The sequence below is a fragment of the Bacillus sp. 3103sda1 genome (assembly GCF_024159135.1).
GTDB classification, from domain to species: Bacteria; Bacillota; Bacilli; order Bacillales; family Bacillaceae_G; genus Bacillus_A; species Bacillus_A rhizoplanae.
Window position 1 is genome coordinate 2,479,485 of record NZ_JAMYWS010000001.1, and the last position, 20,479, is coordinate 2,499,963.

The 20,479-nt window shown below is 35.5% G+C and carries 22 protein-coding genes and 1 pseudogene; 6 read left to right on the forward strand and 17 right to left on the reverse strand.

The window, feature by feature from the left end:
* Nucleotides 1-80 precede the first annotated feature (80 nt).
* The 4 genes from NKR74_RS12260 to NKR74_RS12275 form a co-directional block, all read right to left on the reverse strand.
* Nucleotides 81-830 carry an ABC transporter permease gene (locus NKR74_RS12260; RefSeq protein WP_253629724.1) on the reverse strand — a complete coding sequence of 250 codons (750 nt, stop codon included), beginning with the start codon at nt 828-830 and terminating at the stop codon, nt 81-83.
* A complete protein-coding gene (locus NKR74_RS12265) occupies nt 831-1,592 on the reverse strand; it encodes an ABC transporter ATP-binding protein (protein ID WP_253629725.1) in 762 nt (253 codons plus the stop codon). It lies immediately after the preceding gene.
* A gap of 171 nt (nt 1,593-1,763) precedes the next feature.
* Nucleotides 1,764-2,105 (reverse strand): DUF1048 domain-containing protein, encoded by a 342-nt coding sequence (locus tag NKR74_RS12270; RefSeq protein WP_098311161.1) that lies wholly within the window; start codon nt 2,103-2,105, stop codon nt 1,764-1,766.
* A gap of 71 nt (nt 2,106-2,176) precedes the next feature.
* Nucleotides 2,177-2,497, reverse strand: a complete 321-nt coding sequence (locus tag NKR74_RS12275; RefSeq protein ID WP_017151750.1) for a PadR family transcriptional regulator — start codon at nt 2,495-2,497, stop codon at nt 2,177-2,179.
* Between the two features lie 513 nt (nt 2,498-3,010).
* Here NKR74_RS12275 and NKR74_RS12280 point away from each other — a divergent pair.
* Nucleotides 3,011-3,301 carry a LysE family translocator gene (locus NKR74_RS12280; RefSeq protein ID WP_375337698.1) on the forward strand — a complete coding sequence of 97 codons (291 nt, stop codon included), beginning with the start codon at nt 3,011-3,013 and terminating at the stop codon, nt 3,299-3,301.
* Between the two features lie 410 nt (nt 3,302-3,711).
* On the opposite strand, the gene NKR74_RS12285 is transcribed toward NKR74_RS12280, so the two are convergent.
* The 4 genes from NKR74_RS12285 to NKR74_RS12300 form a co-directional block, all read right to left on the reverse strand.
* A complete protein-coding gene (locus NKR74_RS12285) occupies nt 3,712-4,419 on the reverse strand; it encodes a DNA alkylation repair protein (protein ID WP_253629727.1) in 708 nt (235 codons plus the stop codon).
* A gap of 453 nt (nt 4,420-4,872) precedes the next feature.
* Nucleotides 4,873-5,367, reverse strand: a complete 495-nt coding sequence (locus NKR74_RS12290) for a GNAT family N-acetyltransferase (protein ID WP_253629728.1) — start codon at nt 5,365-5,367, stop codon at nt 4,873-4,875.
* 178 nt (nt 5,368-5,545) lie between these two features.
* Nucleotides 5,546-6,109 (reverse strand): GNAT family N-acetyltransferase, encoded by a 564-nt coding sequence (locus tag NKR74_RS12295; RefSeq protein WP_098311157.1) that lies wholly within the window; start codon nt 6,107-6,109, stop codon nt 5,546-5,548.
* A 14-nt stretch (nt 6,110-6,123) separates the two neighbouring features.
* Nucleotides 6,124-6,507, reverse strand: coding sequence for a VOC family protein (locus NKR74_RS12300; protein WP_098311156.1), 384 nt, complete (start codon nt 6,505-6,507; stop codon nt 6,124-6,126).
* 121 nt (nt 6,508-6,628) lie between these two features.
* On the opposite strand from NKR74_RS12300, the gene NKR74_RS12305 reads away from it, so the two are divergent.
* Entirely contained in the window at nt 6,629-6,874 is a 246-nt protein-coding gene (locus tag NKR74_RS12305) for a DNA alkylation repair protein (protein ID WP_098311155.1), read from the forward strand.
* Between the two features lie 459 nt (nt 6,875-7,333).
* On the opposite strand, the gene NKR74_RS12310 is transcribed toward NKR74_RS12305, so the two are convergent.
* The 7 genes and pseudogenes from NKR74_RS12310 to NKR74_RS12340 all read right to left on the reverse strand — a co-directional run bounded on the left by NKR74_RS12310 (nt 7,334) and on the right by NKR74_RS12340 (nt 14,599).
* Nucleotides 7,334-8,248, reverse strand: a complete 915-nt coding sequence (locus tag NKR74_RS12310; protein WP_253629729.1) for a D-alanine--D-alanine ligase — start codon at nt 8,246-8,248, stop codon at nt 7,334-7,336.
* A 5-nt stretch (nt 8,249-8,253) separates the two neighbouring features.
* Nucleotides 8,254-9,702 carry a MocR-like pyridoxine biosynthesis transcription factor PdxR gene (gene pdxR, locus NKR74_RS12315; protein ID WP_098311153.1) on the reverse strand — a complete coding sequence of 483 codons (1,449 nt, stop codon included), beginning with the start codon at nt 9,700-9,702 and terminating at the stop codon, nt 8,254-8,256.
* 624 nt (nt 9,703-10,326) lie between these two features.
* On the reverse strand, nt 10,327-10,950 hold the full coding sequence (locus tag NKR74_RS12320) for an FMN-binding negative transcriptional regulator (RefSeq protein ID WP_253629730.1): 624 nt from the start codon (nt 10,948-10,950) through the stop codon (nt 10,327-10,329).
* A 22-nt stretch (nt 10,951-10,972) separates the two neighbouring features.
* Nucleotides 10,973-11,296 (reverse strand): annotated as a pseudogene (locus tag NKR74_RS12325) (GNAT family N-acetyltransferase); the annotation flags it as partial.
* A gap of 93 nt (nt 11,297-11,389) precedes the next feature.
* Nucleotides 11,390-12,049: a protein kinase family protein gene (locus NKR74_RS12330; protein ID WP_253629731.1), complete on the reverse strand. Its 660-nt coding sequence runs from the start codon at nt 12,047-12,049 to the stop codon at nt 11,390-11,392.
* 99 nt (nt 12,050-12,148) lie between these two features.
* Nucleotides 12,149-12,769, reverse strand: coding sequence for a recombinase family protein (locus NKR74_RS12335; RefSeq protein ID WP_253629732.1), 621 nt, complete (start codon nt 12,767-12,769; stop codon nt 12,149-12,151).
* Nucleotides 12,770-13,891: 1,122 nt separating this feature from the next.
* Nucleotides 13,892-14,599, reverse strand: a complete 708-nt coding sequence (locus NKR74_RS12340) for an IS6 family transposase (RefSeq protein WP_253629733.1) — start codon at nt 14,597-14,599, stop codon at nt 13,892-13,894.
* Nucleotides 14,600-14,741: 142 nt separating this feature from the next.
* On the opposite strand from NKR74_RS12340, the gene NKR74_RS12345 reads away from it, so the two are divergent.
* Nucleotides 14,742-14,984, forward strand: coding sequence for a hypothetical protein (locus NKR74_RS12345; protein WP_253629734.1), 243 nt, complete (start codon nt 14,742-14,744; stop codon nt 14,982-14,984).
* 271 nt (nt 14,985-15,255) lie between these two features.
* On the opposite strand, the gene NKR74_RS12350 is transcribed toward NKR74_RS12345, so the two are convergent.
* Together NKR74_RS12350 and NKR74_RS12355 are read right to left on the reverse strand one after the other, a co-directional pair.
* A complete protein-coding gene (locus NKR74_RS12350) occupies nt 15,256-16,686 on the reverse strand; it encodes an IS4 family transposase (RefSeq protein WP_253628483.1) in 1,431 nt (476 codons plus the stop codon).
* 517 nt (nt 16,687-17,203) lie between these two features.
* Nucleotides 17,204-17,989, reverse strand: coding sequence for a TrmB family transcriptional regulator (locus NKR74_RS12355; protein ID WP_253629735.1), 786 nt, complete (start codon nt 17,987-17,989; stop codon nt 17,204-17,206).
* A 113-nt stretch (nt 17,990-18,102) separates the two neighbouring features.
* On the opposite strand from NKR74_RS12355, the gene NKR74_RS12360 reads away from it, so the two are divergent.
* The 3 genes from NKR74_RS12360 (at nt 18,103) to NKR74_RS12370 (ending at nt 20,200) form a co-directional block, all read left to right on the forward strand.
* Nucleotides 18,103-18,870: a TSUP family transporter gene (locus tag NKR74_RS12360; RefSeq protein ID WP_253629736.1), complete on the forward strand. Its 768-nt coding sequence runs from the start codon at nt 18,103-18,105 to the stop codon at nt 18,868-18,870.
* Nucleotides 18,871-19,337: 467 nt separating this feature from the next.
* Nucleotides 19,338-19,778: a disulfide oxidoreductase gene (locus NKR74_RS12365; protein WP_253629737.1), complete on the forward strand. Its 441-nt coding sequence runs from the start codon at nt 19,338-19,340 to the stop codon at nt 19,776-19,778.
* Nucleotides 19,775-20,200, forward strand: coding sequence for a thioredoxin family protein (locus NKR74_RS12370; RefSeq protein WP_098308688.1), 426 nt, complete (start codon nt 19,775-19,777; stop codon nt 20,198-20,200). The genes NKR74_RS12365 and NKR74_RS12370 overlap by 4 nt, the downstream gene beginning before the upstream one ends.
* The last annotated feature ends 279 nt before the right edge of the window (nt 20,201-20,479 follow it).

Below are 20,479 nucleotides of genomic sequence, written 5' to 3' on the forward strand. Positions count from 1 at the left end.
AAAATTTTCCCGTGCTTTTCCAAACATATATTTTATTTCGGAAGATTTAGTTGCCACGAGACACCGAACCGATGGTGTACTTACCCTAACTGGCGTTTAAATGCTTTACTGGCGAAGAAGTAAGCGATGATCATGATGCCGACGCACCAAGCAAGTGCGATCCAGATACCGTTGCCAACAGACCCTTCATACAAGAGGGCACGAATCGCATTCACGATTGAAGTCACGGGCTGGTTCTCAGCGAACGCACGGACAATTTTAGGCATGGTTTCGGTGGGGACAAAGGCCGAACTAATAAACGGCAGGAAAATCAGCGGGTACGAGTAGGCTGTCGCCCCTTCCATAGATTTCGCTGTCAATCCGGGAATGACCGCCAGCCATGTCAGCGCCAGCGTAAACAGCCCGAGTATTCCAGCTACCGCGAGCCAATCTAGGATATCAGCGCTGGAACGGAAACCCATCAAGAGCGCGACGAGGATAACCACCACGATAGTAAGCGCATTGGAAACAAGCGAGGTCAATACGTGAGCCCACAATACCGACGAGCGCTTGATGGGCATGGTAATGAAACGCGCCATCAGCCCGCTCTTTACATCCGTAAACAGCCGCACGGAAGTGTAAGCGACGCCGGATGCGATAGCCATCAGCAAGATTCCCGGCAATAAATAATTGACGTAGTTGTCCGTGCCTGTCTCTATGGCGCCGCCAAATACGTAAACAAACAGCAACATCATCATAATCGGTGTAATCGCCACTGTGATAATCGTATCCGGGCTGCGCATGATGTTGCGCATTAAACGCCCTAGTAGTACCCCTGTTTTGCTTTTCATTTACATCTCCTCCTTTTTGCCGATGATCGCGAGGAAAATTTCCTCTAATGTCGGTTGCTTCTCGATGTACTCCACTTTCGCTGGCGGGAACATCTCTTTGAGTTCAGTAAGCGTACCGGTCGTGATGATTTTTCCGCCATGCAGGATGGCGATACGGTCTGCCAGTTGTTCGGCTTCTTCCAGGTACTGGGTTGTCAGCAAGATGGTTGTGCCGCCGCCGGCAAGCTCCTTGACGGTATCCCAGACTTCAATCCGTGCTTCGGGGTCAAGCCCTGTCGTCGGTTCGTCGAGAAAAATGACTGCTGGCGTCCCGATCAGGCTCATGGCGATGTCAAGCCGGCGCTTCATCCCGCCGGAATACTGGTCTGCCCGGCGGTTGGCCGCATCGGTCATGCTGAATCTTGCAAGCAGATTGTCGGCGACTTGAGCGGGATTGGAAACTCCACGCAGCTTGGCGATCATCATCAGGTTTTCCCACCCAGTGAGCATGCCGTCTAAAGCTGCGAACTGCCCTGTCAGGCTGATGCTTTGGCGAACATGATCCGGTTGACGCTGGACGTCAAAGCCGCAAATACCTATTTCGCCGCCATCAGGCTTCATCAGCGTCGAGAGGATGTTGACCGTCGTCGTCTTGCCCGCTCCATTTGAGCCCAGCAGTGCAAAAATTTCGCCACGCCGTACCTCAAAATCCACCCCCTTTAAGACTTCCTTGTCTTTAAAAGATTTTTTTAACCCTTTTACAGAAATCGCTGCATTACTCATACTTTTTTCCTCCTTATAAAAAGCGCTTTGCGGAGCTAGATTGCCTATACTCTTCTATTTAGTCTGACTGATAATCTGTATTACTTAGTACCGGGTTAAAAATATAACTGAATAGCGATGGCAGCACTTCACATTTGTAACCAGCTAATCAGTCGGTATTATTTATTAAATTTATTCTTTTCTCAATCGCTTCATGATACTCTGATTCAAATCTTCACGATACTTGGAGACATAGGTTTTAGCGTTTGCCACTAGTTCGTCAGCAAAGGACGCCACGTCGTCCCCAGTGATTTCCAGCACTTGTCTACCTTCCGCCGCACCGGCTTCGAACAAATCGATTAATTCATACTGTATGTGTAGCATATCCATCCCGTTGCCCGCTGAGAAATTCCACATGTAGTTTTGAATTTTCTTAAATACAAACTGGTAGTCCTCTGGCAGGGCTCCAACCCGTGCCATCATCATTTTGTACTCTTTTTTATCACCAATCATTTTTTTGAACATTTCCATCATGCTATTTTTCCTCCTTTTTTATAAAGCTGAATAAGACACTCCAAAAATATCAGACAGAATATCTTATGAAGCTAGATTGACTTTAAGACGTTTATTTTTGATGATACAAAATCCCATTTTTTCCAAAACAATTCAAGTTCCTGGCGGCCAGCCTCATTAAGTGAGTAAAACTTGCGGGGCGGCCCCATATCTGACGGTTTCTTTTCTATATTCACAAGTTTTTTCTTTTCTAATCGCACGAGGATGGTATAGACCGTCCCTTCCACGACTTCGGTAAACCCAAGCTCGTTCAGGTGGCGGGTAATCTCGTAGCCATAGGTTTCATGGCGGCTGATGATTTCCAGCACACAACCTTCCAGCGAACCCTTCAGCATTTCAGTTAAATTTTCCATGTTCAGATCCTCCTCTACCTCCTCTATTCTGTCTGACTTATATTCAGTATTACAGAGTACTAAGGGGCATTTTTACTGAATAACTTTCGAGAAAATAATCTATTCAGTATTACTTATTACAAGTACATTGTATCACCGAGTAGTTGGAGTGTCAACTGGATTTTCTAAATAATTTTAAAACCAGCTATCCCCATTGGATACAGCTGATTTTCTTTATGGAGCTTCACTTTCTCCTATGCTTCTTTCACAATGGCATCACTTCGTACTACTATATAGTATTACGAAGTAGTTAATGTGTGAAATATTTTTTTTAAAAGTTATAATTAAACGAACTAAATTGTTAAATATATATAAGGGCAATTAGAACCAAATTAAAAAGCCTGTCTAAATGATTATTTGGTGTTGCGCTTAAAATTTATCATGACCTAAATCGTAAAGATTCATAAAGAATAAGGAGTGACACATATTAGTCAGGTATAATATCTACCACCCCTTTTACTTCTTTTTCCACATATCCAGAAAGTTACCAGTGTTGAAAATCAAAATAATTCTGAAATGAAAAAGTCAGCTTTTAAACAAGGACTCTTCTCAAATGTACTCAATCCCAAGGTTGCAATGTTCTTCTTAACATTTTTACGCCCATTTATAAAAACAGGAGCAGCGGCAACACAACAACTTATTATAATGGGTGTTATTTATACAGTGCTATCTATCACTTGGTTTTTTGTTTACGTCTTTTTCATTAACTATTTGCGTGAATGGCTTATGTTTCCGAAAGTCCAAGTCCAATTAGGTGTAAAATGACAATAAAGTTTTTTAATTTTAAAAGCTCAAACAAGCATAACCCCGTTCTAAGTTTAGGACGGGGTTAAAAATATAGTTGTTTAATTTTTGATGCAAGATACTTCACTACACTAAAAAATATAACAATAAAGTCGTTTAAAAATCTAAGTTTTATTCAAAAAAAGCGCCCTTTTCTGGAATAAAGGAATAGATCTATTTATACAAAGATTGAATATTTTACAGGATTTCCGAATCCTAATTTTTCAGCTAATTTCTTTCGAAATCATAACAGCTGGAGTGAACTCCAAGTCAATGGTATTTATAAAGTTATGAGCTAAATTCTCCTTCACCCTTCTGCCCGTTAGTTCAGTAACTTCAACAAAAAGAGTGTCAATCCGTCTTGGATCAACACCCCAATACTAAGCTAATTTTTAACATCTTACATATTTACGTTTGAAACCAAGCCTCTCTCTATCAATTTCTTTATGAATACTTTCGTAAGCATTTAGGAAACTGCTTTTTTTCTTGTCCCGTTTTACTTCTACTGTACCTACTTCCTTTGCGGTCTCGACTGCCTTTTCATGTAGCGGCAAATATGAAATCCCCACGGTGTATAGAAAATTATTCATAGCGGATTTCGTTCGTTCTGGCGAATCATGAATCGTATTTTTCACAATTTCAAGCATATGGGAAATCTTGCTTTCGGAAAATTCATTGTCTAGGCGATTCCCTAAAAGCCAACAGTAGCAACTCCAGCCCGCTGACATTCTCAGCTCGTCACCGCTTGCAATCCATTTATCAGCAACGTCTTGTGCAAAATCTGACTCTGATAAAGTTACTGCCACCACAAAATCAGACAGCATATAAAAATACGCCCCATCCATCCAACGATCAAAATCCGACTCACTCATAGCTTTTGGGTTTGCAATAATACCTGCAAAGTACATTGCATCGTAGTTACCTGTGGAATAAAGCTCTTCAGCTAAACGTTGATTTATTTTTATTTTCTTTGCGATTGGTTTCATAGCACCTGTAGCTACGCCAAAAAGCGGCTCGTGCGCACCATTGGATATGTACATTTTTTTAGTTCGTTCCTTACCGAGGGCTTCAAGCTCCTGCATAACTGTTTCGAAATCCATAGTTTTGCACTTCCTTCCTTAATATTAAGACCCTTTTAATTGTAACCAACTAGTTTATATTCTTTATCAAGTCTTCCATACTTCTCAATTTTACCATTAATCTTATTCAAGTAGGATGTCTACTGTCTATAATTCCTCAACAATTCGGCCCGATTGTTGAATAGAATGATTCGCATTTTTTAAAACAACTTTATTATTTTTTAAACGACTTTATTGTAAATTAAACAACTTTTTTGTCACTTTACATTAAGATAAGACAACAGGTCTTATCCTAATTGGATTTGGACTAAAGCTAGCATTAGATAAACAACATTAAACAAATTAAAAAACATTGGGATACCATCTCAATGTTTTTTAATTCCTTGTTAAACTAACCTGCCCGTTACTTTAAGTACATTCCTTCACAATCTGGCCCGATTATTGAACAAAGAAATACTCTATATTGTCTTTGAGTTAGGAAACAATGTATTTATAAAATTTTTTGTCCACTTGCATGATAGGGAAATTGGTAGGTAACTTGTTAAGTTCTATATTTTCGAAACGATGTTTTTCATAAAACCTATGGGCTGCTACAAATTTCAATGTCGTTCCTAAATATATTTCTTTCACTTCTTTTGTTTTCGCCCATGCAATTGCATTATGTAATAAAAGACTGGCCGTTTGAAATGTCTTTCCTCTAAAGTTCTTTTTTACAAACATTTTTCTTAATGCTACTTGATGATTACCAATATCTAAAAGAGCGATAGTACCTACAACTTTCCCTTGATAAAGTGCGATCCAAAAGTTACCGCTTCCGGATTGGTAAACACTTTCTATCCTAACTAAATCAGGTTGGTCTTCTTTTGAAATAGGAATATTATATTCATCTTGTTGGATGGAGAGAATTAAATCTAAAATTTGAGATTGATAATCAGAAGAATATTCTTTCAAGGTAAGGTTATCGTTCATATATAACACCGTCCAATATAGTTGTAGATTTAAAATAAAGTTCGATAATTTATAAAAAAGTCTGATCATCTATAATAAAGATTGATAATTTGTAAAAAATTTTGATAAAAAGATATATTTTGTAAGACCTAAAACTAAAGGTTTAGGTCTTATATTGTCTTTATTCATATTCATGTAATTAACGTACTTTTTGAAGTAATGTTGCCCATTCTTCCTGCAGCAACGAATACATAATCGCATCGTGCGCGACATCATTTTGAATCATATATTTTCGAAGCAACCCTTCTTCCGTAAAGCCTGCTTTTTGTAATAATTTACGAGATGATTCATTTTCCGGGTATACAACAGCTGAAATCCGCTTAAAGTAAAGTGTTTCAAACCCATATGTAAGAATAGCTTGTAATGCTTCTGTCGCATATCCCTTTCCCCAATATGTTTCATCTAATTCATATCCGATTTCAGCACGTTTATGCTTGTGATTAATTAAATGAAATCCGCACGAGCCAATTAATTGATCTGTTCCTTTTAATACGATCCCCCAACGAAATGCAGATCCCTCTTCATATCTTTCTCTAAAATTCCGAATGACGTTTTTTACTTCTTCTATATTTTGAAATGCATCCATTCCAAAATAACGAATAACAGGTTCTTTAACAAAATAACGAAACATCGCATCTGCATCTACTAATGTTAATTCCCTTAATTGCAAACGATCTGTTTCTAAAATAGGAAACTTTCTCATTCTCTCCCGCTCCTTTAGTCTAATGAACTGCAAATTTCAATATAATTCCCATCCGGATCAGAAACGTAGGAAACTGTTTGTCCCCATGGTTTTGTAACCGGCTCTACTAACACCTTTACTCCGTGTTCTTTTAAGTTATGTATTGTTTCTGTAACATCATCGACAACAAATCCAATCTCAAATGTAGATGATTCCGATAACGTCTTCGGAATTGATAAACCAGTTAACTCTTGAACATCATTTCTACTATTGATTGCCAAAATTGTAGAACCTGTATCAAATTCAACATATGTACCGTGCTCACTCTTTATCGGTAGCTGTAATATATCACGATAAAAACGAATGCATTCCTCATATTGCTGTGCATATAAAATGATGTATTTCATTTGAAGTTTCACATTCTTCTCCTCCCTTACATTCTTACTATTTTGACAAAAAATGCAGAAATCCTTTATAGAGTTTTTCCTTATGAATAAACTCCGCCATATCAACAAATGCTAACAATGGAGGTGTGTTGATATGGAACCAATGCTTTGTCCAAATTGTAAAACAAACCGAACAAGATTTAATATCATTGAGCAAACAGCAAAACCAGTAAAATTAAATCCACAAACTGGTCAAATCGAGGAAGAATATACAAATGAAAATATGAGTGCATTTCATATGGCCTACCAAGGTCCTACATATCGCGTACAATGCGCTGCGTGCGGATTAATCGAAAACCCGGAACAATTTATTAAACCAGCGCAAAATCAATCTTTTTAGTTTTTAAAACGAAAAAGTTGCTTGTAAAATAAGCAACTTTTTTCATTTTCGAAGAAGTTCGCTTTATCCCGCTATTCGTGGGCAGTAACCCCCCTAATACTCTGGAACAAAGTTTGATCAAACATACTAATTGAACGAGACTTTTACAATAAACAAAAAGGAATCCATTTTGAAAAAAAGATTGGTCAAAATGAATTCCTCACATCACACTATGATGTATTATTTATAAAAAAGTTTGATTAAAACTCCTAGCTGCAATTGCTGGAAAAACACGCGCTATTTGGCTATTTATTGATCATACAGCTATCATGCGTTGTATACGACATAGTGTTCTTTGTCCAAAATCATATTTTCCAATACTATTAAAATACCAGAAAGACTAGAACAGTTATGCTCCCACTAGGTCTAAAGCTCCTGAATCAACAATAAGTTTTAACACTACAGTTAATTATGTTTCTATTAAAAGCCTTCGTTTTTCCTAACCCGTAAGGATGTTTCAATAATCATATCCAATAGCTTACTATAGGTGATTCCCACCGCATGAGCACTTTTTGGCAGTAAGCTATTTTTTGTCATCCCCGGCAGTGTATTCACTTCCATCACATATGGGATTCCATCTTTTATAATCATATCAACCCTAGCATAAACACTGCATTTTAATGCTCTATAGCACGCCATTGCAGCCTCAGCGACACGCTTTTGCGTTGTGACCGGAAGTTCTACAATCTCTTCAATCGTAGCCGCATCATCATATTTCGCATGATAGTCAAAGAACTCGGCCGTATGTTGAATTGAAATAATCGGTAAAAGTTTTCCATCCAAAATGGAACATGTAATTTCTTCGCCCTTTATATATTTTTCAATTACGATTTCAGAATCCCATTTCAATACATCCTCAAGCGAGGATAGTAAAGAATCCTTATCGTATACGATCTTTACCCCTACACTGGAACCACCCGAATTAGGTTTTACCACTAACGGATACCCCACTTTTTCGATTTCATCAAGCTGAAGTTCTTCCATATTCGAAAGATGAACCCAATCCGGGGTTTGAATTCCTTCATAACGAATCAATTTTTTCGACATATTTTTATCCATACAAATACCGCTTGATAACATGACACTTCCGGTATAGGGAACGCCAAGAGTTTCTAATGTACCTTGAATCGTACCGTCCTCCCCATATTCTCCGTGAAGCGCTAACAAGGCAATATCAATATTCCTTACCTTTTCAATAAGCTCTTTTTTGTCATTTAGTTGAATAGGCACAATTTCGTACTTACTTTTATCCAAATGTGCAATCATTTCTTCCCCAGTCATAAGGGATACTTGTTTTTCGGAGGACACGCCTCCCATAATTACGCCAACTCTCACTTTTTTCAACTCCCACTTTCATTTTTCAGTGTATCTCCAATTATCTTAATTCCCTTAAGAATATCCGCTTCTTTTAATCGAGAGAATCCTAATCGAAACGTATTACTTCCTCTTCCATCCGTGTAAAAGACGTCCCCAGGAGAAAAAACGACTCCCTCTTGATAGCATTTTTTCAAAAGTGTACGCGAATTCATTCCTTTTTCTAACTCTATAAAAAGATGGAGTCCCCCATCTCCAGTCATTCTTTGAAAAGGAATGTATTGATGACAAGCATGAACAGCTAGTTCATATTTTTTCTTATAAACTGACTTGGCCTTTTTTAAATATTTTTCGAAATAACCATCATGCAAATATTGATAAAGCACTGCCTGATCCAGTGTAGATGTATGAATCGTTCTTGCTCTTTTCACACTTTCCAAGCAATGAATTAATTCTTTATCTGCTAAAATCCAACCAACACGTAATCCTGGAAAAAGAATTTTTGAAAAGCTGCTGATATAGATAACATTGTTGCCGGACCCGGCGAATGTTAATAGGGGTGCTAGATGAGAACCCGAATAACGCAATTCCTCATTAAATCCATCCTCCACGATAGGGATCCCATATTTCGAAAAAAGGTTCATGATTTCAGTCCTTTTTTCTGAGGATGTGACAATTCCAGTCGGATTATGATAAGACGGGATTAGATATGCGAAATCAAAATCCATTTCGGATAAACTTTTCTCAACTTGATCAATATCAATACCATCATCCTTCATTTCAATCCCATGCACATCAAGTCCATGTAATCGAAACAGTTTTAAGGCAGCATGATGGGTCGGATTTTCACATATAATACGACCGGATTTTTTCGCTAAAGAAGACAATAAAATATCCAGCCCTTCGGTGAAACCATTCGTAATCAAAATATCCTTATTGGAAATATCTACCCCTTTCATTTCCATATAGTGAAGAAGGTAATCAATGAGAGGTTTATAACCTTTTGCATATCCGTAGTTCAAAACGATATCCCCTTCAATAGACATTCGATTCAGAAAAGCTCTTTTAAAATTTTCAACATCAAAAAGCTTTTCGTCTGGGGCAATACTATTGAATGAAATCATGCCTTTTTCCCAGCGAACACCGTGCTTCATTAAATCCAATTCATCAGCTAACAAGGTGACTTCATTGACTTTTTCTTTCCAGTTTAGTTCGATGGATGGAGTTTTGGATGTTTTAACTTTTCCTATAAAATTTCCTTTTCCCTTTATTGCATAGATTAAACCTTCTTGTTCTAAATCTGCGTAAGCAGTGAGAACAGTATTTCTGCTGACCGATAATAATTTACTAAGTTCTCGGGTAGATGGAAGCTTCTGGTGTTCCAGCAGATGTCCTTTCATAATCATTTTTTTCAAATAATCCTTTAATTGAATATAAAACGGACGATCATCCACAAGTTTAAAATCATTAAACACTCCCTTGACCCCCTTGCTATCATTTTTGCATAACTATATCTATCCTAAAAGGTCCACAACATATGTATTTTCTTTAACCAGCGGTATGGTTTTAGGCACCATTCATACAACTTTGTGATGAAGAATGTTGCAAATTTAAATTCACTTCACCCTCTTATCCAATAATAATTAAGCTTTTTTAATGTAGTGTAGTGCTATCCTAAGGAGAAGTAAAAAATCCCTCTTAGTAATAGTACTATTTTTATACCGTAAACAGTTGTTTTATATCTTTTAAAACACTTACAGGAAATTAGTATTTTTTAAGTCTTAATGTAGCTTTGAAATAAAATTTGATTGAAATAATTGTTGCTTTAAAATAAAGTTTGTTCAAAAACACCTCATAAACCAGCATTTTAGGATAAATAAAAGAATCCATTTTGAAAAAAGATTGATCAAAATGGATTCTTCTCTTACAGATTTATGTTTAGTTTTTATAAAAAAGTTTGATCATTTTTGTGCTCTACTCTTCAACTAAAGCCTGTTTACTTTAAGTACAATCTCTTACAATCTGAAGAGAAGCTGCCAATATGGACAGCTCCGTTCCGTTCTTTAATTCTTGCATCTGAAGGCTGAATAAAGGTAGGCTTATATGTGATTTTTTAATCTCTTTTCCATCAGTTCTGCCATTTGTTTCGAATTTGGATTTCCTTCATTTTGTAATTTATCAATGATGTTAATATAATCTGTTTCATTTCGGTTCTGACTTAATTTATATGCAGCCTGAATTTCTCCCACCTTAATCTTAAATCCAACTATACCTTTCAGTTCACTTTCTAAGAGATGAGGAGAAAGTTTATCCCATAAAACAGGATTTTCACGATTTTCTTCATATTTTTCCAGCATTATTGTTAATTCTTCTATTAATTCATCTTTCTCTAAAATGCTTGCTTTACCATATACATGGACGGCTTGATAATTCCATGTTGGAACTTCTTCATGCCCATACCAAGAAGAAGAAATGTAAGCGTTCGGTCCCTGAAACATAATAAGCACATCTTCACAAGTTTCAAATGTTCTCCACTGAGGATTTCCATAAGCCATATGCCCAGTAATATAGTAATCATCACCTTTTTTATTTAACCCCAAAGGCATATGAGTGGCAATTGGTTTCCCTTGTTCTGTTGTGACAATCGTGCCAAAAGAGTTTTTTTGAACAAAATCCCAAATTTCATCACCATTTGTGACCTTAAAATATTTTGGAATATACATAATAATCCACCTTTCAAAAAAGTTATATGAGTGTTTTGGTCATTATAAAGTCCATTTGTTCTTCATCACCCATATAAAAAGAGTGGGCTCCAGTTTGAACAAACCCCATTTTCTTATAAAAAGCAATAGCATTTTCAGTTTTTCCCCATACGCCTAGCCAGATTTTCTTTTTATTACGTTCCATCGCAATTTCCATCGCAATTTCCATAGCTTTATTTAGCAGATATTTGCCAAGCCCATGTTTTTGAAATTTGTTCTTTATATAAATCCTCTCGATTTCAAGTGATTCATCACCCATTTCTTCAGACTGAGCACCATTGGTATTGACCTTTAAATATCCAGCGATTAGGACCGTACATATTAGACATATCTAAAATGTACGGTCCTTTTGTTTACTAGTGGTTCACTTATCTAACCTAAAGATAAGTATGTGGTCCTTTTACAATTTGAATTTCTTTTTAAGCTTCTTATATTTTCTATATGAACGTCTAACAATGTTTAACATGAAATACGGTATTTTAACAGGGAAAGGCAATTTATAAATGAAAGGCAAATAAAATGTAAAATATGCCTTTTCTAGGTCTCTCCACTTACTATCTTCTTTTGTTTTTAAGAAATCAGATACATCGACTACATATCCTCTTCCGTTTTCCATCATCACATTTTTCCCGTGAACATCACAAGGAGTTAATCCTTGTTCCCTTGCATACTCTAAAGCTTCATTGATATCAAGGATTACCTGCTTAGGAATTTTAATCCCCTTATGAATAGCATCGTATAAGGTAATTTCTTTTAAACGTTTCAATACTATGAAATTTTCTCCTTTATATATAAGCTTCGAATAAGAAGGATGTTTTCCGATTCTTCGGTATACTTCTGACTCTTTTTCAATTCCTTCTCCTTCTCGCGCGTAAACTTTCACTACCCAATCTTTGTATTCTTTGTGCATAAATACTGCGGCATAATTACCTGTCCCTAAACACTTCCAAAGTCTAGGAATATCTTTAACTACTACAGGCTCGAATTCATCCTCACTTCTTATGCTTACCTCTTCTAATAATTCGTCCTTTATCAATCCCACAAAACTATTTATACTCATCATTTCCACTCCGGTTTTGCTAAAAGGGGTCCCACCCACATTTTAACGAATGTTGGTGCTACCTCAATTACTATCTTAACAAATTAAAATTTTGTCTCTCTATTCTTTCATTCTTTTCTCATACTGTTTGGCAAGTTTATAAAATGAAGATCGTTTGATGTCATACTTTTTCATAGCTCCTACTGCTGTAATTGAACCGGATCTCCATTCCTTATAAGCTTCAATAAATTTTTCTGTTATTTCGACAGGAGGACGTCCTAAATGTTTACCTTGTTTTCTGGCAAGAGCAATTCCTTCAGCTTGACGTTGTTTAATATCGATTCGCTCTTTTTCTGCAAAGGCTGATAATATTGTAAGTGTTGCTTTTTGAATTGCGCTCTGAATGACGTCATTTGTACTTTCACCAGTGTAATTGACGTTAATATACGGTTCCTTTATAAATTGTAAATTCACTTTATGCTTTTCATAGTATCTAAATTCTTCTAATGTATCATTCATATTTCTTCCAAGTCTTGTTAAGGAATCAAACACAATGGTATCCCCTGTACGAACGAGACGTTTTAACATTTGGTAGTTCTCTCGCTCCATATTTTTTCCAGATTCTTTATCAATGAAAATATCTCGATCTTCTATTCCTAAATCTTTCATATTCTGAATTTGTCGTTCTTCGTTTTGATCTTTACTCGAAACTCGGACATATCCAAATTTTTTATGCTTCATATGCTATACCTCATTGGTAATTATACCAATTATGTCTGTAAAGGTATATAAAATAAACAGATGTCTGTAAAGTGAGAAATCGATATTTACAGACGTGGTTTTTTATAGTTTTCTATGTATCTGTAAAGGTATACTTTTACAGATGATTCAAGGAGGGCACTTAACACTAAATACATGAAAGCTAAAAATGTATCTAAAGATGTACCTTTTGAAGGGGTACCGCCAGCATTTTGGAAAAAAACCACGCTAAGCAAAAAATACAATAAGCCGCCCATATGGACAGCCCATTTACATAATTATCGAATTCGGAAGTTAATAAGTCTTTAATTTAGTCCCTATACCTACATAAACAAGAAATCCACCTACTGTTACATTGTCGTTTGATTTGAAGTCAACAAGATATACTTCTTTACCGTCATAGGGTGTTTTTGTCTATCCCCCCGAAAAGGGGGATGGGCAAAAACACCCAAAAAGGACTAATTGACTGTAAAAAAGAATAATAAAAAGAAGGTACGTGAAAAGTTTTAAATTTGATGAGAGGTGGAGATTCGTGAAAGTACACGATTGTCCTAATTGTAATACCTATAGTAGAGAATGTATTATTGTCATCCAAAATGCTCCGAACTTTTCGGAAGAGATATTAAAGTGCAGTATTTGTTCCTGGAACGGTAAGTGGTCGGACATGACAGTGCGGGAGGTTATATTGCCAGTGATTCCAGGCGGGATAGAGATCCCTGGCGTCGAACCAATTACTGATTATTATGTACTTCATTCAGATCAAATTAGAATTACTTATACAGGAGGTTGTTGCCCTTATTGTGGTGGAAGTGATCCGTTATGCTGGTGCATGACTTTATAAACGATTATCATGAGCCTCTTACTCGAAGTTGACGATTAGACAGGTGCGGGCGAGAAATCATCCGAAATAACTTAAGCACTATCTAAAAATAAGGTTAACATTGCAATTTTGCGATCCTTATTCTTTTGGAAGTTGGTAAGCATTTTTAACATTTTAACACATAGACAACAAATATCTTATTGAACTAACGCATGCTTTATTTGGTTCTGGTGCAAAAATGTTAGTTAGAAACATAGAGTAGCAATTTTCTCTTCATTTCTATCTTATGAAGCTAAGCCAAACAATTTATGAATAAATTCTTTCTGGTTTTGGACAGACTTGTCCAGTAAAACAAGTTGCCCCTTTTTCATCATATGCATGGCTTCAACACCACTCAATATAGAGATTGCTGTTTTAAATGACTTGAATCCCAACATAGAACGCACACGTTTCTTAATAAAACGATGATCTTGTTCCACTATATTATTGAGATATTTAACTTGCCTTAGTTGTATGCCTTCAGGCATATGTTTCTCTTCTTTCAACTCTTGAATCGCTACAGGATAGGCAGGGTTCTTATCTACTGTTATCACGCGAGGTTTAGAAACATACGAAAAAGCCAAGGCTTTCCTGAAAAAGCGCTTGGCTGCTTGTTTATCTCTTGATTTACTTAGATAAAAATCAATTGTATTACCCTCTGAATCAACTGCACGATATAAGTACATCCATTGACCTTTTACTTTCATATAGGTTTCATCAACTCTCCACGAATCATTTGTTGATTTAAGATGATGTCGTACTTTCTCTTCTAGTTGAGGTCCATATTGATGAACCCAGCGCATAATCGTTGTGTGAGCAATTGATAATCCTCTTTCCTCCATCATTTCCACCAGGTTACGGAAGCTCAAATTGTACCGTAGGTACCACCTTACTGTTAATAAGATTAGTTCAGGCTGATAATGCTTCCATTTAAACAAATTTTCCTTTTCCATACTGACTGATCACGCACCTTTTTTAGAGTCATACTATCAGTATGTCCAAGATTAGGAGATTACTTGCAAGAGTCTTGAAATTTTTGCACCAGAACCAAATATATATCATATGTACTCTATTTCTTAGAAAGAAGGCAGTAACATGAAAATCAAAATAAATAAATCAATTGAAAATTTACAAGTGAAAACATTAAAAATGATGACAAACTCTGTTTCTTTTAAATCTATTCTGCGTAGTGCTGGTGTAACTTTTGTAATTATTTTTGGGTCAGCTTGGATTAAGCAACCAGCTTTATTTTCATTGAATTCTTTGATGATGATATTCGGCTTCTTTTTAATCTTTATGCCATATATTTTTAATAATTTGAGAAAGACTAGAATATGATTTGATTTTCAATACTTAGCCATCGCTTTAAAAATTTTATGATACCCCAAAATAAGAAATTTGCACATTTTTAATTAAAAGGTGTCTATTTTCTCATTTTGGGGTATTTTGTTTTGTTAGCTTGATGGGCATGTGGCGGAACCCCACATCCATCAACTTAAGGTATATTTTCAAACAAAATGCGGTCTTTCCATACAGTTTTTTATTATCTTTTGTAGATTTTATAAAAGTGGGCATATCAAATAAACCCTGACGGGTTTCAATTTTTTTACTATGCTACCTGATGAGTAGAAGTGGTATACTCATAAACAACACCCAAAATATCAAAGACTGTCTTTTTCTCGTATCGATGAGATTTTCGTCCGTTGTGCTGTAGGAGGTTAAACAGACGAAGGAGAACCTTTGATAATTCTTGGGTGTTTTTGTGTAATGCTTGGTAAAAAAGTAAAAAATAATCCTTAATTATGTACATCGCTTTATATTCACTTAGCTCTTTCTGTTTCTTACGTAATAGGAGTTCTCGCATTTTAAACATAGTAGAAGAACATAATAGAATACTAATGAGTTGCCCATAAAGATGACATTCTAATCGCTCTTGTTTAATAGATTTACAACGATGAATTTGAAACCAAGATTTCCATATTTTAAATAACAGCTCAATTTGCCAACGTAATGAATATAAATCATAGATTTTCTCTTTTGGAACCCATTCCGTAGGAATGTTTGTCATATATACCGTAATACCTTGTAAAAGCTTCGTGCGCTCTGTATATGTAATTCCTTTTTTCTTTTCGCGAATAGCTCGGTCACGTAGGCGTTTCTGTTTTTGCTCCTCGGTACACCTATAAACTACAATACGAGTAGGCAGTTTGTCTTTACTCCCTACATATACATCGTGTAATTCATACACTTGGCCAGGTTGTAGTTGTTTCATAATGTCTTCTAAATGAATTTGTATATATACCGGTTTCAATTGAGAGGATTTTGTTTTAAATACCACTGTTTCGAACTCTTTTCTATATATTTTAGTTGGTAACTTAAGACGGGATAAATAATACCCCTGCTTGTCTTGAATAGACTTAAAGTCTTGTAGACGAAAATATCCTAAGTCACGAATATACAGCTCATTCTTTTGTATCATGCCTGTTCGAGTCGCACCATACGCCTGATCACTTCGTTTTCCTGGTTCAATTTTCACATCAGAAAATTCTCCACTCAACAAGTCATACTCTAGTTGGATTTTTACACCAGCTTTATGACTACATCCTCCGGCACCAGGATAAGTAGATGCGAATCGATCTGGAACTTGAAAGGTTGTAGAATCAAGGATACGAATACGCTCAAAGTAAGCAGAAAGAGAATGAGAAATCTTAGATAACCCTCCAATTTTAGCTTGTAGAAGTGTAGTAAATACAGTTCGAAAAAAGGCTACAGAAGCCGAGTTAAATCGTCGATTAAGTCCCTCAGGACTTAATAAAATTCCTGTTGAAGTTTCTAATTGACTACAAAGTTGAGTAAGAGAGGTAGTAGCGATTTGTTGATTTAACCATACACACAAAGATAAGAAATGGTGCCCGTGGCACTTACGTTTTCGTTTCATTCCGCCTGCTTCTATAGCTAATTGATTAAGTGTAGCGGGAGACATATATCGATATAACTCTTCGGCAAATAAAGATAACTCTTGTTTTTGGTGCATATTCATAAAAAGCACGTCACCCTTTCTCATTAACATAAGAGAATAGTAACGTGCTTTTAGCTTCAAAAATAGTCTAAATCCTTAAGTTGATGGATGTGTGGCGGAACCCCATATCCATTAACTTAAGAAAAATAAATGCCCCCAAAACGAAAAATGAGCTGACTTCTCAGATTAACTACCTGTAGAGAAAGAAAATTTTCATTTAGGGGGATATTAAAACCTTAGGTTGATGGGCATGGGGTGCTGACGGCAAAACGCGGATTTTATACGCTAAGGATATGCAGGATTTTATGCAAGCTACAAGAACGGTTTGAACTGCCAAATGCTGTTGTGACAGGAATATATGAAACCCTGCATACAGCGAAGGGAACGGAAAGCTGGTAAAATCTTGGTATAAATAGCTTTCTGGGATTTGGTTACTGCTGATAATGATACGTTATGTAAACCTCACATGTATAAAATATACATGGTTCCTTGTTCAACGGTCAGGTTGAACAAAGAACTTTAATTTAGATAATGCTTCTTATTCCTCCATAAAGAATGCTTTTCGCTCTGTAGTAATCCAATTCTCCAAATTGTCTTGGCTACGTCTAACAAGTCGATTCACTAGCACGTCATGCCAGATATAATCCTCTAATAGATAAATATGAACAGGGTCATCTGTATAAAAAGCAACACTACGCTCCTCAATTGATGGTCCATAAATCATCTCTTTAGAATCTATGGACAGAATAAACCAATGTTCTGTAGATCGGGTTTCTGTATAAGGTGTTATACGATGGATTTCTAAATTTTTAATGGGATTTTCAACATGTAGCGTAATACCTTGTACCGTGACTTTATTAGCGACCTCAACCAGTTCCTCCTTTAACATCTCATACATATCATCCCACATCGATATGACAATACGCTTTTCTGCTTTTTTTAGTAATGTCTGACAATAACTAATTATCGTCTTATAGTCCTTTAAAGTAATCACTCGATTGTCTGCTTTTTCCTCGGAAGTTTCTAGACTTTTTAATGATTCACTTATTACTTCATAAGTGGATTTCCACTCTGATTGAGCCTTCTGCAAAAAGATTTCAACAGGTAAAGGTGAATATCGAGTGGTGTCATCTATTTCTTCCTTCATGACAATTCCTTTTTCAACAAGATTACTTAATACATCATAAATTCGTGCTCTTGGAATACCTGAGTCCTTACTCACTTGGTAGGCTGTAACAGGACCTTGTTTAACAAGAGATACATAAGATTTAGCTTCATATTCGTTAAAACCTAATTTTTTGAGCTGTTGCACTATATAGTTCAATTTTTCGTCCTCCAATTGTTCTTTTCCTATATTTTCAACGTTACAGTAACCATTTACATTTAGCAAATAATTAGTTACTATTTAAGTAGTGACTATAGAAAGGTTGATTATATATGGATTTCCACTTAGACCCATCGATATTAATTATTTTAATTGTTTTTGGTTTTTTAGCTTCATTTATTGATTCAGTAGTAGGGGGTGGTGGACTGATTGCTTTACCTGCTTTATTTTTTACAGGACTGAATCCAGCAGGGGCAGTGGCTACGAATAAATTAGCATCGACAATGGGGTGTGTAACTAGTAATATTGTGTTTTATCGTTCTGGTAATCTTGATTTGAAATCAGCGTTTAAATTATTTCCACTCACTTTCATAGGTTCCATAGTAGGTGCATGGACCGTTCATTTAATGAATCCAGAGATACTGAAGCCTTTGATGTTACTAATGCTCGGTGCTGTTGCTATTTATACGATATTCAAAAAGGATTGGGGTAGTATTTCCACTCATAAGAAATTGTCCGTTCGGCACTTCATTATTTTTACTTTTTTTGTTTTTGTTATTGGTTTTTATGATGGATTTCTAGGTCCTGGCACGGGTTCATTTTTAATGTTTTCCTTTTTATTAATTGGGTATGATTTTTTAAAGGCAGCAGGTAATGCGAAGTTTCTTAATTTGGGAAGCAACATTGGTGCATTGTTGATGTTTATGTGTTTAGGACAAGTAAACTACGCGTATGGCTTCATAATGGGAATAGCACAAATTGCTGGTGGGATCATTGGCTCCAAATTTGCTATAAAAAAAGGAAGTGGGTATGTTCGTGCCCTTTTCATTACAGTAACTTGTTTATTATTAGCGAAAAATATTTATGACTATATTCAATAATTTCTAAAATTAACTTCCTATATCGAATTTTACGTCAACTAGTACCTTTTGCGGGGGGCTAGTTGTTTTTTTACAGTAGCCAAGATGAGATTTCACTTTTAGAAACTGTCTTAGCGTATAAAATCCGCGTTTTTCCGTCAGTCCCCCATATCCATCAAGCTAAGATTTTGAAATATCTCCAAAACAAAAATTTTATATCTCTACAGTTATTTATGAGCATTCAATTCATTTTTTTCGTTTTGGGGAAGAATGCATTTCTTAACTTGATGGGCATGTATAGTGACCCCTATTACCTTACATGAAAAAATTTCTCAATATAAAGATTATAGTTATTTCTGACAGAACTATTCGAAATAATCAATCAATAATTTATAATAACCTTTAAACTGGTTATTATCAGTCACCTGTATATTAATATTTTCAAGTGTTAAATCATTTATATGTCTCAAATAAGAAAGGCTGAAATCATGGATAATACAGAAAAAAAACTAGAATACTTATTGTTCATTGCATGGGCTGTTTCTTTTATTGCAACCATTGGAAGTTTATATCTTTCCGAAATAATGAAATATGAACCATGTACATTATGCTGGTATCAACGTATTCTTATGTATCCATTAGTTGTTTTGTTAGGAGCTGCTATTATACGAAAGGATTATAAAATTGGGATTTATAGTTTGATAATCGCTATCATAGGTGCATGTATATCTGCATATCATTATTTACTTCAAAAAGTTTCCTTTTTTTCTACAAGTAGTGCAACATGTGGAAGAGTACCTTGCACAGGCGATTACTTAGATTGGTTTGGATTTATCACGATCCCATTTCTTGCTTTAATAGCTTTTCTTATCATTATTATTTGTAGTATTATTCTTATTAAAATAAGCAAGGAGAGAAGAAATGTATGAAAAAAATGCTTATTTTTATCACTGCTGTTATATTGGTATTTGCAGTTATTACTGTCATAGCTAAGAAGGAAATGAAAAGTGAAAAAACGACAAGTATAGAAAAGATAAATTATTATCAGAACCAAATTACGCCTGAACAATTACAGCAAGATCTCTCAAATAAAAAAGAAAAAATAATCTATTATTATCAGACAACCTGTCTTCATTGCTCAAGGGTTTCTCCAATTGTAATTCCTATGGCAAAAGATATGAATATTGATATGCAAGTTATGAATCTGGGAAAATATAAACAAGGATGGAGTATGTTTCAAATAAAAGGGACTCCTACCATTGTACATTACAAAGACGGGAAAGAAATAAACCGAATTTTAGGAGAGCAGTCAAGGGAAACGTTTAAAAACTGGTTTGAGAATAATAAATGAGTTTTTGAAGTTTTTATTTATGTAAATAAAGGATTTGATTAATCATATTTTGCTATCAACATGGAAAACACTCAATTGAGTGTTTTTTCTTTCATTGGAAATATGTCATATTAATAGGATGAATCCTCGTATTCTAGAATCAAAAAAGTTGAGAAATACCAAATATTACTTTTTATTCTTGTTTTTACCAACAGTTTTGTATATTTTATAGTAGAGCAATATATTTTTAGGGAACCCCCCTCATGCTTACCAAAGAAAACTGAATATTCACCCACTTTA